The organism is Gardnerella swidsinskii (genome assembly GCF_003397705.1).
Classification (GTDB): domain Bacteria; phylum Actinomycetota; class Actinomycetes; order Actinomycetales; family Bifidobacteriaceae; genus Bifidobacterium; species Bifidobacterium swidsinskii.
The window spans coordinates 49,271-63,737 of the sequence record NZ_QJVB01000006.1 but is presented as its reverse complement, the minus strand read 5'-3'; the positions used below and the strand labels follow the sequence as shown (position 1 = coordinate 63,737).

13 protein-coding genes and 3 pseudogenes are annotated in these 14,467 nt (G+C 38.9%); 3 read left to right on the top strand and 13 right to left on the bottom strand.

Going from position 1 to position 14,467, the window contains the following annotated elements:
- Positions 1–229 (bottom strand): annotated as a pseudogene (locus D0T18_RS06735) (MFS transporter); the annotation flags it as partial.
- Between the two features lie 600 nt (positions 230–829).
- On the opposite strand from D0T18_RS06735, the gene D0T18_RS06730 reads away from it, so the two are divergent.
- Positions 830–1,420, top strand: coding sequence for a hypothetical protein (locus D0T18_RS06730; protein WP_116440741.1), 591 nt, complete (start codon positions 830–832; stop codon positions 1,418–1,420).
- Between the two features lie 136 nt (positions 1,421–1,556).
- On the opposite strand, the gene D0T18_RS06725 is transcribed toward D0T18_RS06730, so the two are convergent.
- The 4 genes and pseudogenes from D0T18_RS06725 to D0T18_RS07045 all read right to left on the bottom strand — a co-directional run bounded on the left by D0T18_RS06725 (position 1,557) and on the right by D0T18_RS07045 (position 3,390).
- Entirely contained in the window at positions 1,557–2,207 is a 651-nt protein-coding gene (locus D0T18_RS06725) for a permease (protein ID WP_116440740.1), read from the bottom strand.
- Positions 2,208–2,395: 188 nt separating this feature from the next.
- A complete protein-coding gene (locus tag D0T18_RS06885) occupies positions 2,396–2,563 on the bottom strand; it encodes a hypothetical protein (RefSeq protein WP_205411960.1) in 168 nt (55 codons plus the stop codon).
- Positions 2,564–2,610: 47 nt separating this feature from the next.
- Positions 2,611–3,104 (bottom strand): annotated as a pseudogene (locus D0T18_RS07050) (SMODS domain-containing nucleotidyltransferase).
- 19 nt (positions 3,105–3,123) lie between these two features.
- Positions 3,124–3,390, bottom strand: coding sequence for a hypothetical protein (locus D0T18_RS07045; protein ID WP_116440739.1), 267 nt, complete (start codon positions 3,388–3,390; stop codon positions 3,124–3,126).
- Positions 3,391–4,426: 1,036 nt separating this feature from the next.
- Here D0T18_RS07045 and D0T18_RS06815 point away from each other — a divergent pair.
- Both D0T18_RS06815 and D0T18_RS06715 read left to right on the top strand, forming a co-directional pair.
- Complete coding sequence (locus tag D0T18_RS06815; protein ID WP_162861155.1) at positions 4,427–4,597, top strand: hypothetical protein; 171 nt, start codon at positions 4,427–4,429, stop codon at positions 4,595–4,597.
- 24 nt (positions 4,598–4,621) lie between these two features.
- Positions 4,622–5,179 (top strand): hypothetical protein, encoded by a 558-nt coding sequence (locus D0T18_RS06715; protein ID WP_116440738.1) that lies wholly within the window; start codon positions 4,622–4,624, stop codon positions 5,177–5,179.
- A gap of 293 nt (positions 5,180–5,472) precedes the next feature.
- Here D0T18_RS06715 and D0T18_RS06710 read toward each other — a convergent pair.
- The 8 genes and pseudogenes from D0T18_RS06710 to D0T18_RS06675 all read right to left on the bottom strand — a co-directional run bounded on the left by D0T18_RS06710 (position 5,473) and on the right by D0T18_RS06675 (position 14,354).
- Positions 5,473–6,678 (bottom strand): annotated as a pseudogene (locus tag D0T18_RS06710) (IS256 family transposase).
- Between the two features lie 896 nt (positions 6,679–7,574).
- Positions 7,575–9,152, bottom strand: coding sequence for a recombinase family protein (locus D0T18_RS06705; protein WP_116440737.1), 1,578 nt, complete (start codon positions 9,150–9,152; stop codon positions 7,575–7,577).
- On the bottom strand, positions 9,149–9,559 hold the full coding sequence (locus D0T18_RS06700; protein WP_116440736.1) for a recombinase family protein: 411 nt from the start codon (positions 9,557–9,559) through the stop codon (positions 9,149–9,151). Before D0T18_RS06700 ends, D0T18_RS06705 begins: the two co-directional genes overlap by 4 nt.
- The gene (locus D0T18_RS06695) at positions 9,529–11,148 is read right to left on the bottom strand and encodes a recombinase family protein (RefSeq protein ID WP_240318307.1); all 1,620 of its coding nucleotides are present in this window, start codon (positions 11,146–11,148) and stop codon (positions 9,529–9,531) included. The genes D0T18_RS06700 and D0T18_RS06695 overlap by 31 nt, the downstream gene beginning before the upstream one ends.
- 34 nt (positions 11,149–11,182) lie before the next feature.
- Entirely contained in the window at positions 11,183–11,395 is a 213-nt protein-coding gene (locus D0T18_RS06690) for an SHOCT domain-containing protein (protein ID WP_075038919.1), read from the bottom strand.
- On the bottom strand, positions 11,382–11,792 hold the full coding sequence (locus tag D0T18_RS06685) for a sigma factor-like helix-turn-helix DNA-binding protein (RefSeq protein WP_116440747.1): 411 nt from the start codon (positions 11,790–11,792) through the stop codon (positions 11,382–11,384). The genes D0T18_RS06690 and D0T18_RS06685 overlap by 14 nt, the downstream gene beginning before the upstream one ends.
- A 55-nt stretch (positions 11,793–11,847) precedes the next feature.
- The gene (locus tag D0T18_RS06680) at positions 11,848–13,824 is read right to left on the bottom strand and encodes a DNA polymerase (protein ID WP_205411961.1); all 1,977 of its coding nucleotides are present in this window, start codon (positions 13,822–13,824) and stop codon (positions 11,848–11,850) included.
- Positions 13,821–14,354: an NUMOD4 motif-containing HNH endonuclease gene (locus D0T18_RS06675; RefSeq protein ID WP_048730013.1), complete on the bottom strand. Its 534-nt coding sequence runs from the start codon at positions 14,352–14,354 to the stop codon at positions 13,821–13,823. Before D0T18_RS06675 ends, D0T18_RS06680 begins: the two co-directional genes overlap by 4 nt.
- Positions 14,355–14,467 lie beyond the last annotated feature (113 nt).

Genomic DNA, 14,467 nt, shown 5'->3' with positions numbered 1-14,467 from the left:
CAATCCAACCAGAGCATGGCGAAAGAAAATCGGCAACCGTCATAAAAGTCTTACGAAAACCAATCACCCAAGCCGGCAAACCCACAATAATAATAGAAGGCAAAACCGATCCTTCATACGCTTGATTGCCGAGCATAGAAAAACAGAAGCCAACCAAAGCCCATCGCAATGCTGGACTAATAGATCTCATACGAATAAAAATATTATTTTTGCTAAAAATTGACTTCACAGCAACCAGCTCTCCCCGAAAACTCTTTCAAAATAACGCAAACTTATACGCAAACCTACATAACTACTTACATGCAGGCTTACATGTAAACTTACATAACTACCTTCAAATCGCTATCCAACTTACATAATTCACTACAAACTACACAAATCAAATAGCTTATTTGACAAATTTGATAACACTATACCCTTGGTCAAAAAAACAACAAATAATAATACAAAACAACAAAAACACTACAAAAAAACAGGGATTATAGACTAAAACAGTTCAAAACAAAAAGAGTGAAAAACAAAAAGCTTTCGGTTTTGAATGTCCCTAGTAGCAAACAAAACCGAAAACAACACACTCAACACTTAAAACACACACATACGCAACCAACGCCAACACAAATAAGAGATAAAATGTTAAAACAAAAACACAATCACTTTTATAACTCAATAAACATTACTGCTTTAATCAAAAACAATCTTGTTATACACTAGCTAAGCAATAAACAATAATGTAAAATAGTTTCATTATATTGTGTAGACTGTTTTATATTGCGTAAACTATTAAATTCTCATTTGAGAATCAAACCGCACTAGCAAAAGGTAGGAGTTTGTGAAAAATGATTTCAATTATGCCGACGATTCCGAGCGCGAATCAGACTCAGAAGCTGGAACAATATCGCCAGGCGTCAATGAAGAACGCTCAAAAACAAATCATGAATCGAAGAATGACTCGAATACTGCTGGGAGTGTCGACGGAATTACGTCAAATGACATTAACGAAACAATAGATTCAACTACCTTTGAAGAAAAACAAGCTGCTTCACTTATATTTGCACTCAAGACTCTAGGTTATAGCGACGAATGGAGCGGAATACTGCCAGATCCAGAAAGTTTTAATTTGTACCCAACGAATGTACAAGAAAGAATACTTAATCAGGCAGATGCTTTTACGGTCGATGAGTCTAAACGACAAGACAAACTTGTTAAAGCAGAAATAGAAACATCTAAAAGAAATACATGGATAAGCACTGTACTATTTGTTTTATGCTTGCTTTCTGGACTAATAGCTTTCCTTATTACAAATAACCAATGGTCATGGACGCCATTGGCATTACCAGCAATTTCGTTCCTAAGAGATTTAATAACACACATAAAATCTCATTCAAGTAAGAATGAAACGGATAAAAACAGTAAAAACTAAATAGACAGGTAAAAACTAAATATACGGAATTGAAGCCAATAAAACCATGTTCCCGTGTATGCATAGCAACATGTTATGCATACACGGGAATAAAAGAACTACATAGCTATACTTAGCACGAACAACTTGCTACATTCTATAATAAGCCAATAGAACTAATGCCTAATACAGATGTTATGAATGTAAAGAGCACTGACATCATAAGATAATTCGTTTCCATTACCTTATAATACTTTAGATAAGACTTCCTTTTAACAAGAAGTTTACTCTCTATTTCATGTTCTCCAATCTTCGAATACTTATTTGTTGTAGACATATAGTCTATGTCAATCTTAGCTAAGGTGTATTTATTATTGTAAGATTTCACTTTAACACCAATACAACAAGTAACTAACAGAATAACAAGTGCATTGATTTTAATATAATCATCTGACTTAATACAAGTAGATATAATACTAGATAAACCCACAAGTGTCGTTAGAATCAACATATATAAGGTATTAGGTTTTAAATCATCTTGAATTTCTGTACATTCAACTTTTTTTGCATATACATAAAAGAAAATAAAAGTAATATAGGCAGCTAGCATAAATAGAAGAATAAATAAACGACCAATAGAAGTATCGGTTTTATAAAATATAAATACCACTGATACTGGTATAGCAGCTAAAAACACATAAAATAATCCTATACAACTACTAATACTGTCTAAAGTTTTTTTATCTATACACTCTTTACAAATTTCAACTTTAGAATCAGTTTGCGAATTATAATTTTTAATACACATAGGCCGCGTCGCCTCGATTCTATAATAATTTTGATTAATTAATAATTTTGATTAATTTATATATTCAATTAGTTAGAAAAATGGTGGCTGCAGGAGAACCCACAACCACCATAAGTATAACATTAGCATTTACAAAGCCACTACACTACAAGCGCTGGTAGCTGTGCATTAGCTAATGCGCGCAATGCTTAGTGACGAGCCTTGCGAACAGCAGCACCCATTCCAGACAAAAGCCAACCAAAGCAGTGCTCATTATAGAACGCAAGCAAATGTTTCTCATAAGAAAATGGTTCACTGCCACCAGATTCAGTAAATCTCCAGCTTCTAATTGCTTGATAAGCAAAACTATCTATCACGGTTCCTGATAATTTATAACTTTTGAAAAAAGTATCTCGTATATACCTCATATGCTTACATGTTGATACGAGCAGACCATTGCTAGTCTTATTTTTTTCACGTATAGCTTCCTGCTCCGCTTTAGGGTTAGTTGATAGCCATTTTCGCCCATGTTTGAGTCTGGATATACAAATGAACCTGATATATTCTTAAAAGCTGGTAAACATTCAAATATTATCCCATCAGAAAATGCTATTTTAATTATTTGTCCATCAGCCCTAATATCACTATTTGGATATGCTTCTTTTATTGCTGTTTTTACTGCTTGTAATAATCTTGACTGTGAATTACCCGTAAGGCATTGAATCTATCGAAAATAGCACTTGGTAAGCAAAGTAAAATATCTATGTCACTTGTACAAATTGCTGTGTTTCGCCCATATGACCCAACATAAAGACTATTGTCAATTGAACTATTTATCTTCCAGAATTCTTCATTTATTGCTGATGTTATTTTGTGATACCTTTTACTTATCTTTTCTCTTTGCTCTACTGATATCACTTTGTTATACCTCTTCGTATTACAGTTGACTCCTTTTTAGAGATTTTGGTAAATTTGCATTAATTTCCTCGTCATAGAACTCGTTATCCCTTTTGATATTCAGGGATATTGATGCTTCTTTCACTGCCTTATCTGTCGTTTGTGGTGCCTCACTATATATCTTTGACAACTTTTTTATAATCTGCTCATAAGTTTCTGTAAGTTCAGTTGCACTTCTTAATCTTTGGTTTATTTTCAGTAACAAAATTCTGAGACGCTCTCTGATTGCCAACAAATCATTTCGCACAAGCGTCCGTATTGGATACAAGCGGCGTAGTTACTGCTTGCCTAGGTTCTTCGCCTGATTGTGGCCTGGCTAGGTAAGACACGTGATTCTTCTCAGACTATTTGAGTGTTGCGTAGTCCAGGAGCGAAGTTCTTCTACACCTTGACTGCTTGATCACTACCTTGTGCCCCCTCTGACCGTGAGTAGAAGTGAAGTGCCAAAAGGTTTCACAGGCGCCAAAAAGTATTTGCTATCGGGATTGCTATTGCTCCTGATTAGAGCTTAGCGGGCATGATGGCAAGACGCCCAACATGAGAGGGAAACGCAGTTGTACCCTAGAACAAGACCCCTGTTGAGGACGTTGGGTGAACCCGAGCATGTGACTTAGGTGAGAAGCGGGGATATTGGGAAGCTCCTTCGGGTAGATTTTCCTAAGGTCACCCCCCGTAGACGCAAGCATAAGCAATTAACAAGTCCTTCGACAATTGACTGAGGACGTCGTGGACATTCTCGATGTCTGAGGGGATTCATCTTGAATTACTTTCTTCTGCTCGCTGCACAGATAAAGCATGAGACATCCATTTGTTGCGATTGCCTTCGAGTAGTTCATACTAAACCGAAAAGGAAACATCTTGGCATTTGCCCTGCCCATGTAGGTAAGCAGAAATGGTGCTAATTCTCGGTGTTCCACCTCGTATCAGGCAATCGGTTACGAAGGAGGTATGAGTTCCTTGCCTTCTCGTAAGCTGTCTCAAAGTATCTCGCTAGGCTCGGGTTCTTGATCACGAGTATTGATTCAGATTCGTCAGAACTCATCATGACAGGTTGCTCGGGAGATTTTGGCCAGTCATCTTCATCAGCAGGTATTACAAGTGCGTCAAGTCGTCAGCAACGTAGTCAGGGGCTACATGAAGAAAACTATCTTATATCTTAGCCCCGCAGTTTCATTCCATCGAAATATTGCCCGAGTCGTGACAGTGCGGTAACCTAAAATTAGGTCTAAGTATATCATAATACGTAAACCTTGACCTCAAGAAAATCTAGAGAAGGAACTTCAATGATGCAGGATACCATACTCGAAGACAAGGTCATTGAATCTGTGTTCAAAGACGCAAGTGACCTGGCAAATTTGATTGCAGATTCCGCAGAATCCACAATCGATACCACAATGATGCCGGTAGATACATCCCTCCCATGCATGACCGTTACGGGTGCAATTGGGTGTTAGCAGCTACTGATTAAGGAGGCAAAAATGAAACTTACCAAAGCTATTACCGCATTGTGTTCCATTGCACTAGTTTTTAGTGGCTCAGCAGTTGCTACTGCAGATGAGCAGAAAACTCCAGTAATAAATCGCATAGAAAATATCCCTCTCTCATTTAACCGAATTACAGACAACCCATCCCAAATCCCTGCTTTCGCAGGAGGTGACCTAAAAGGAATAAAAACTAGTTCAGTTACTATCCCTAATAAAGGAACAGTAACTGTAACAATCAACTACGAGACAGGAACAGTTATTGCTTCTAACTATGACGGAACGATAAAAGTTTTTTCAGGTGAAGAGCTAGTAAGTCAACTATCCAATACAATGAAAAATCTTGACGATGAACAACGCTCCTACCTCCTAGCTAGTGCACAATCTAGGATTTCGAAATCAGATGTGTGCCCTTATCTAGTTAGCGCAATTGGGACTTTACATGCTAGCGCTTGGCAATGTGCATTAGCGCTTCTTGGGGTAAATCCGGCAATAGCCGTATTAGTAGCCCTAGGAGAAGGCTTCTTTTGGACATGGGTTTCTACCCACTGTTAAGCAGGAGGAACAGGAATGCCTACTTGGTTAGTGTTTCTTATAGTGTCTCTTACTAGTTTTACTATTGGAAGAATACTAGGAAACCGAACGCTCAAGCGTGATTACGACAAAGAAAACGAGCGTGTGAATAAATCTCTGTAAATAAGATTTCCTGTGATATAATTTTCTGCTAATGAGCCCAGATGCTTGCTATTCCAACTACTTAGCAGTTATTTATTATATAATTCATGTGAAATTGCATGTCAAGAGCGGGCAGGTGTTTCCTGTCTGCTCTTTTGCTTGCTATTTTCAAGTTATTCAGGTAGCCTATCCTCATACATGAGCGTTAATTCACCATAAACTTGACCCCAGTTTCTAAGTGGCATAGTCCATTTTTTCGTAGCTTCAAAAGTAGATAGATACAAAGCCTTCAATAACGCTTGTGAGCTTGGAAAAACGCTCCTTTGGCGATTTAATTTGCGATAAGTTGCATTAAGACTTTCAATTGCATTCGTAGTATAGATAACCTTACGAACATCAGCTGAAAACTTAAAGATAGGCGTTATAACATCCCAATCTCTTTCCCAGCGTTTCATGGCATTGGGATATTTAGTCGACCACTTTTCTGTCACATAATCTCGATTTTTGCGCCCCTGTTCTTCGTTTGCCGCATTGTAGATTGTCTTTAGATCTTTAGAAAATTCTTTTCTGTCCTTATCTGCCACATATTTCAGAGTGTTTCGGACTTGATGAACTATACAACGTTGGTATTCAGTGTTAGGAAAAGCTGTAGATATAGCTTCACGAATGCCGGCCAGTCCGTCAGCACATATGATCATCACGTCTTTTACGCCCCGATTTTTTAGGCTGTTCAAGACCGATAACCAGTACTTTGCACTCTCATTTTCACCAACTTCTATGCTTAGAACATCTTTCTTGCCATTACAGCCGATGCCTAAAATGACGTAGGCTGCAAGTTTGCGTATTATTCCATTTTCTCGTACAGAATAGTGAATTGCATCAATAAAAAATACCGGATAAATCTCATCTAATGGTCGATTTTGCCATTCTTCTATTTGTGGTAGCAGCTTGTCCGTTACGTCAGATATGAAACCTTCTGATACTTCAAATCCATAAATATCCATCAATGTATCTGAAATTTGCCTTGTTGTCATCCCTTTGGCGTACATTGAGATGATTTTTTGATCAATTTCTGATATGTCTTTTTGGCGTTTCTTTACTAACTGTGGCTCAAATGTGGATTTACAATCCTGCGGAACTTCTATGCACATGGAACCATAGCTTGTGTTCACTGTCTTTTCTTTGTAGCCGTTTCGATAATCTTCTGAGTTGCTACGTTCCGATTTCTCGTATCCTAGATGATTATCCATTTCAGCTTACAGCATCTCTTTGATTGTTCCGCCTAATAGATCTTTTAGTGCATCTTGAATATCTTTTGCCGTTTTAATTTCGTATTCTTGGAGAAGTCCTTGGATGATTTTCCGCTTCCCTTCAGTCATTTTCACTTTGTGGATGTTTTCTTTTTTGCTTCTTGCCATTTTTTCGGCCTCCTTTAATTAGTTTATATCGCAGGAGTACCTATTGGAATCTTTCATCTGCTTTTTACAGAAATTATTTCACATACTCAAGAAAACGTTTAACTTATCTTTAACAGCATGACAAAAACGAATCGTTTAGGGTCTGCTGTTTCAGGAGAGATCCTAGTTTCATCTTCCGTGTCCTCTGTGCGGGTTGGCGGGACGGTTTTGGTTTAGTATTTTCGCACTTCTTCTAAGTTCCTCGGCGCGTTCTTTTATCTGACTGCCTATATCTTCACGCGTTTTGGCTGTGCTTGTGTTTGTAGTAGTTTTGCTACTTTTTCTGCTAGCCGTGTTTGCATCTTAAACACATACTCAGTTTCTCCCTCATACGGTACAGGAAAGTTTCTAAACTCCTATTTCCTAACTTCTAGCTGGGCGCAGGGTGGGTGCAAGGTGGGTGCACCTTTTAACGTTAACATCCTGTGCACTCAACCCTAGAGCGTCGACATCTTCCCTGATACAGCAAAATCGCACTCAAAAACCGCGAGAACCCAGCTTGAAGCCGCTTCGCATTAAACCTTTTAACGATAGCCCTCGCTAAGCCCTGCTACACAAAGCTTTCAATGCACCCAGCTAATCAATCTTTGACATCAAGACAACACTCTCGACGTGGATTGAGAGAACTCCAAGTATAGCTACACTTTTTGAGTGCACACTATGGATATTGGGTGCACTTTTTAACGATAGGAAAAGCTATCGTTAAAAGGTTTAAGATTGGCTTAATAGCTTGATTTTTGAGCATAAAAAACAGCCTAGAGAGGATTACCCCTAGGCTGACTTTTGTAACATTTCAAACGCTCACAATCTTTTGGCTTTTACGATGCCCTTTCAATATCCACACTAATCTCTGATTTAAAAGTTATACTGAACCTGTCCTCGTAAACTTTTATTTTCTTGATGTACTTTCTTACCAGCTTCTCATCATACTCACTAATATCATGACACTCACTTTTCAGAAAATCTTCCATTTCTCTGATTCGTCTTTTAGCATCTTCTTGACCTGCTTTTTCTATAAGAAGCTGCTGTTTCTTAACTTTAAGCTCATCAATCTCATCAGCTATTTTCGTGTAGTCTTTTTTAGCTTTAAGCAAGGTTAATAGTATCGCTTGTTTGTCTGCAATTCTTTTATCAACCGTTTCAATCTCGCTTAAGTTGTTGCCCGCGATAATTTCTCTAATATTATTCTTCAACGTATCCAATACTTCATCCGATATACTAAACACCTTGTTTATGGCTTTCACTATGGCAGATTGCAGTTCGTTCTCTTTTACTGTCGGAGCATCACAAGCACTAGGACCATTTTCCCATCTGGTACAACAACGCCAGACAACAGAATGCACTCCTCGGTTATTCCAAGCAATTCTTCTATAAACATCCCCGCATTTAGAACAAACACATAGGCTGGATAGAGCGTACTTACTGGAATAAACTCTCCTTTTTTTGTTCTCCTCACCACTAAACATGTTGGCTCGTCTTACCATTTCTTCTTGAACTTTAAAGAAAATATCTCTTGGAATAATCGAAGCGTGGCTATCTTTTACATAATACTGTGGTTCTGTTCCATCATTTTTTATACGAACATGGTTAATAAAATCTGTCGTGATGGTTTTTTGTAAAAGAGCATCACCAATATATTTTTCGTTTTGCAAGATGGTTTTAATATTAGACAAGTGCCATTTTAAATGTCCGGCACCGTTTTTAATACCGTCTTTTTCAAGGCCCTCCGCTATATCTCTAAGGCTTGCTCCTTCTAAATATTCTCTATAGATTCTTCTTACGACTTTTGCTTCCTTCTCAAGAATTACAAGATTCCCTTCATCGTCTTTTGTGTATCCTAAAAACCAGTTATGGTTGATTTGCACTTTGCCTTCCTGGTAGCGGAACTTAAGTCCAAGCTTCACATTCTGAGAAAGCGACGCGGATTCCTGTTGAGCTAGAGAAGCCATGATAGTAAGCAATAGTTCTCCGCTTGCTTCCATGGTGTTGATGTTTTCTTTTTCAAAAATGATCGGAATGTTTTTGTCTTTCAACTGTCTAACAAACTTTAAACAGTCGATAGTGTTTCTCGCAAAACGGCTAATCGACTTAGTGATAACCATGTCTACTTTGCCACTCATGCAATCGTGGATCATGTCGTTGAAACCGACACGTTTTTTCGTGCTGGTTCCTGAAATACCGTCATCAGCGTAGATACCGGCAAACTCCCAGAGAGGATTTCTTGAAATATAATCCGTATAATGTTGCACTTGCGTGTCATAACTTGTTGCCTGTTCTTCACTGTCAGTACTGACACGACAATACGCTACTACTCTTAACTTCGGCTTATCTTTATGCTTATCTACCGTATTCCCCGCTATTTTTCTTGGTGGAATAATTGTAACGTTGGCACTCATTTCATACCTCCCTTGATTTGACTGTACGCGTATGCTGCTTGCTGATAAGGATCATCGTATTTCTTTTCTATAACGCCTATTTCGTACGTGAAATTTGTTGTTATTAAAGGTTTTAGCTCTGTTGTACGAGATTTTTTTCTAAAATTGTTGGCTCTTAACTGTTGAACTTTATTAAAAGTTTCTTCATCTAAAAGACTTGGATAAAGCGATGTTCCTAAGTACGTTTTATTTTTCAAAATATTGCTAATTACAGAGTGTGTTTTATTAATGTTCACCGCTCGAGCTGTTTCAGAAATCGTTCCAAATTCTAAGAATTTACGGAAAAGTTCTCTCACTTTCAGAGCCTCTTTTTCGTCTATAACCGCTTTACCGTCTACTATTCGGTAACCGTATGGGATGTGTGCCATGTTTCTTTCACCTCTTCTTCTAATTCCAATCCGCATTTCAAATGAAAAATAAATTCTGTTCTGCTTTTAACTACGACATTGTCTACAAAATCCAGAAAATCCTCGTTCTTAAACTCGCTAAATACTTCTGTGACGCTTACGAACCGTTGAAGTTTTTGCGCCTCGTTTAAGTGCGTTAAGTTACCGTTTAGGCTGTTGGAAAGCTGAAGTTTTTCCTTAAGACAAGTATCTATTTCCGTTTTAAGCTGATTGCTTTCCAGATAGTAGGAATCCATCTCAATGTAGCCACCGGCTAAAAGCTTACTGAGTACTTGCTCTTGTTCTTGCAGCTTAAGCTTTTTTTCTTCGAGTTCGATAACCTTGTTCAAACCGTCTTTACTATTCACGTTTCTTAAGCTTGTTATGAAAGGCGTTAATATTTGAGCGTATGTTGCTTTGAGCTTGTTAAGCATTTGAAGAAAAGCTAATTTAACATACTCCTCTTTTACAGCTTTCATAGGGCAGCATTTAATATCACGTATATGCTTGGTACAACACCAAACAACATAGGCTCCATCTTTTTTATGCCGGTCGTGTTTCTTTAACCTACTATGACAATTACCGCAGTAAAGTTTCCCTGAAAACACATATCTAGCAAGGTATTTATTACTACCGCCGGTAATATTTAGTTTTAATTTCCTCTTCTGTCTAAGATCATGCACAAGATTAAAAGTTTCATGACTGATGATAGCTTCGTGATGGTTTTCAATAACATACTGTTTTTTCTCGCCACAGTTTTTATGACGGTTAAAATTATCGTCTGTAAATGTCTTTTGAAAAATCACATCCCCTGTGTATGTTTTATTGTTCAAAATAGCGTTCACGGTAGTCGAAGACCATTTAGCACCTCTTTTCGCAGGAATCTTTTTAGCCGTCAGCTCATTAGCTATCACACGCCCGCCTTTACCTAAAAGTGCCATACTAAAGATGTCTTTTATAACCTCAGCTTCCTTTGGAACGATAATCATTTTCCCGTTCTCGTTTTTATAGCCATACGATGGGGAAGAAATGACATAGCTTCCGTTTTCAAACCGTTTCTGAATTGACCACATGCTGTTTTCCGAGATGGATCTTGACTCGCTTTGCGCAATGGAACTTAAGATAGAAAGCATAAGCTCCGAACTCATATGCTCGGTATCAATGTTTTCTTTCTCAAAATACAAATAAATACCAAGACCGGTAAGTTTTCTAACTATTTCAAGACAGTCAACCGTGTTTCTTGCAAGCCTACTAATAGACTTTGTAACAATCCTGTCTATCTGACCGCTCTCACACTCTTTAAGCAGTTGTTTAAGACTTTCACGCTTATCGATTTTCGTGCCGCTAATACCCTCGTCAAAGTAAAGCCCCGCATACTCCCAGAAGGGATTAGACTTAATATAGTTTTCGTAATGCTCCTTTTGTACCTCTAGACTGAGAAGCTGTTCATCACTGTCGGTAGAAACTCTCGCATACGCTGCAACCCGTATTTTTCTAAGAGAATTATCCGGCTGTTTGGCTTCCAGTTTTGTTATCATTTTCATCATCTCACCCCACTTTCTTACAGTCATATACATCACTCTAAAAGCAGTGTTTATCAAGCTTTTAACCCAATAATTCCTTGTAAAACGGGTGAAATTTTTCCCTGTTAAGACGGCTTATTTTTTCTTTTTCTTGCTCGCTGATAAGCCCCTTTTTAAAGAGTGAAACGGTAAGTTTTTCGGCTATTTCAAAGCAAAAATCCGCCTGCATACTCTCTTTTGTCCAAGCTCTGGCTTTAACATCCGTTAGCCCGTGAACATCCTTACTGATTTGCATGATGCTCACCTCCAAAACGATGTTCTATGTAGCAGGCGTGGCAGCAGTATTTTCTGGTTTTATTACCGTAAGAGATAAAAGAATTTTTGCAGTTAAGACAAGTGCACTCATAGTTTGCCTGTCTTTTTACCAACTGTTTATGCTTGTTCCACCACGTGTTTCTACACGCGTCAGAGCAGAAACGTTTAACTTTTCTTCCTTTGTTTTGCTTGATTGGTTTTGAACAAGATTCACATAATGCCGTCTGTATTTTCGTAGACTGGATTACGCCTAGACTGTTACGTTTGCAGTAGCTTTTAATCGTATTAACGGAAACATCCATACGGTTTGCAATCTGCGTATAGCTAAGACCTTCATCTCTTAGTAATTTGACCTTGCGTTGTTCTTCCATATTCATAAAAAGGCCACCTCCTATGAGGTAGCCTTGGGAAAGAATAAAATCTGACGGTTTTTTAATCTTTTTTGTAAAACTCACACTCGTAGCCGTCAGCTCGTAAAACAAGCCCTTCTGCCCAAGGTGGTGTTCTTCCCATGAGCTCACACACGCTTTGAACACTCACATTCTTATCGGTTTCGATAATGGCTTCATCATGCACGTGCGCGACAATGCGATATTCTTTCAGCGTTTGCATGGCGTAAAGTAGAATGTCACGAGCTATAGCTTGCGTAATGTTTTCCACGAATTTAGGACCGTAGCTTTCCAGCCGCTCCCATTTTTTAGTAGATCCCACACCCTCATAGGTGACCGATTCACCACCGTACTTGTTTTCTTCCACACGCGGTTTCACATAGTAAAGGCATCTTTTCGAAGGCAGTTTGATGATAAGAAACCCACTCTTGTAAGTGAACACAATATTGTGTGTTCGAACAGATACATGTTCGTGTACACACTGTTTTACCGCTCTGTCCACATCCCACCACAGTGTTGTCACCATTGGGTTAGATGATCTCCACGCGTCAACAAGTGGCTGCAGTTCATCCTCGTTAAGACCCATGTCGAGTGCTCCCATGGCTTTTAACGCTCCAACAGAGCCGCCGTATCCAAGAGCGAGTTCCGCGATCTTTCCTTTCTGCCGCAGGTGACCGTTTACTCCGTGTTTTTCAACGGGTACGCCAAACATTTGAGAGGCTGACGAGCAGTAGATGTCTTTTCCTTCCTCGAATACTTGCATACGCCATTTTTCACCAGCAAGCCAAGCCAAGACTCTCGCTTCGATCGCTGAAAAGTCCGCGACAATAAACTTAAATCCCGTGCGTGGAATAAAAGCGGTTCGAATAAGCTGGGATAAAGTATCCGGAATATCCTCATAAAGCATTTCTAATGCTTCAACGTTTCCCTGTTTAACAAGGCTTCTAGCCTCATCAAGGTCAGGCAGATGGTTTTGTGGCAGGTTTTGTAATTGCACGAGTCTTCCTGCGAATCTTCCTGTTCGGTTTGCACCATAGAAGCGAAACATGCCACGCTCCCGATAATCCATGCAGGCAGCGTTTTTCATCGCCGTATACTTTTTCACCGAGGATTTGGCAAGCTGCTGGCGAAGCCGTAAAACTTCCGCCAGTTCTTTACCCACTGTTTTAAGCTCTTTAGCGACTTCTTTTTTACCAAGCGACTCCATTTCAAGACCATGCTCTTTAAGCCAAGAGCGCATTTGTAACACTGAGTTCGGGTTTTCTAAACCTGTAATATGCTTAAGCTCACTCATGAGATGCGTTTTCACCTCCTGGTCGAGTTTTATGGCTGATTCAACGAAAAGAGGATCTATTCCTATCCCACGATCGTTTATCTGTTGGTCGAGATAAAACTCCTGCCATACAAAGTCTGGTACGGGAAAGCGTGAGAGTTTTTCTTGAATACTCATTTCAACTTCCACATCACGCTTGTTATACGATTTGAAAAGCTCCCACTTTTCCTTATCGTGAAAATACTTGTTTCTTGTTCTTCCACCGTTTACTTTCGTAGGATTACACGGCAGGCAGAAATATTTAATAAGATTCTTACCCTCAGTGAGTTTCTGCTTATCAAGCCCCAATACTGCTCCCACGCTTTCCAAAGACATGGGAAGCCCCAGGGTGGCTGACCAGATCATTGTGCAATGCCAGGAGCTTGGGTTTAAAAACAAGCTTTCACTTTTCACTGTCTGACTAGGGTTAACATTGATGCCTTTATCTCGCAAATAGCGTGATAAGCACACTCTTTCAAACTGAGCGTTAAACGCCCACTTTATAACCGTTTTATCCGTTAAAGCAGAAAGCACAACCTCGGGTATGGTTTCACCTTGTGCTAAGTCAACGACCTGAACTTCACTACCGTCCACACTATAGCCAAAGAGCAGTATCTCAAAATCATCCGATTCTGCGTACTTGTAAACACCACATTTTTTAAGGTCAACGGAGGAAAACGTCTCCAAATCCACGGACAATTCTCTTATTTTAGCCATCCGTATGTTCTCCTTAATTTTATACAGCTTATTGTGAAAGGTGATACATTAAATTTTTTTGCAATTGAAGAACCTGTAAAACCGCAAAGCAGGTAAAACCTAATCATATAAACGTCTTCAATGGATAGCTTTCTCCACTTTCCACCCTGTTTATAAACGTCTAATATATTTTCTGTTCTAGTCCCATATCTCAAGTTGCATAATCTGTTATCTGCCGGATCACCGTTGATATGAAGTACTTCTTGATCTTTATCAGGTTTTCCTTTAAATGTAAGAAGAACTAGCTGATGAACTGGTCTTCCATTTTCTCCATGACCTAAAACAACAGATAAATGACCAGTCTTGCAAAATTTCCCAGGCCTCAATATCCGCCCTTTAATTTTTCGTTTGAAATAATGACCAGTAAAGTGGCACCTTCCACGAACGTATCTACTTAGACTTCGTATTCGTCCTTCTGTGCTTGCTTGATATTTACCTTCATATCCTGGAATATCTTTCCAGATTTCGCATCTATTTTTCATTCATTTCACCTCCAAGTTAATAAAAGAGGTGACAGAAAACCTGCCACCTCCTCGACTTTCTTACTTTCTGTTCAGCATGTTTTTGACTTCGATATAAAGACTGACAAGTTTTC